1 protein-coding gene is annotated in these 544 nt (G+C 23.5%); it reads right to left on the bottom strand.

The window, feature by feature from the left end:
* On the bottom strand, nucleotides 1-544 hold a 544-nt coding region (locus AZI32_RS18685), incomplete at both ends, for a hypothetical protein (RefSeq protein WP_345968973.1).

Below are 544 nucleotides of genomic sequence, written 5' to 3'. Positions count from 1 at the left end.
TCATCCGTTTTTATATTAAAATGTTTGTCTCTCAATGCATTTACTTTTTTAACTCCATCTATATTTTCTATCTCTTTTAATACTTTTGAATCATAACTTTTTTCATTTTGTATGGTAGATGATGGATCAATATTTTGTATCGAATACTCTCCTGGTATCCATAGTCTCATTCCACCAGAATCTAAAAAATTGCTAGTTGATTTAGTATATACTGTAAACATTAAAAAGAATATTATTACCATTGATGTTATAGCTACATTCGTACGCTTTTTGTTTCTTTGTATATTTTTAGATGCTATATTTCCATAATCTTTGTAAAATTTGTTCATAAATTTACTTATTATTGATTTTTGATTTATTTTAATTTTTTCATCATTTCTTCTTATACAAATCATAGGGTCTATTTTAGAACATAGTCTAAGTGGTTTATATACAGATATTATTACAGTAAATATGCTAAGTAATGCTGATATTATATATGTACTCATATAATTTGAACTTTTTATTGAATTTGCATAATCAATGTTATATATTACTCCTATTA

The organism is Clostridium sp. ATCC 25772 (genome assembly GCF_001573875.1).
Taxonomy (GTDB): Bacteria; Bacillota; Clostridia; order Clostridiales; family Clostridiaceae; genus Clostridium_J; species Clostridium_J senegalense.
Note: the sequence above shows the minus strand (reverse complement) of the source record. Positions and strands in the feature narration are given on the sequence as shown.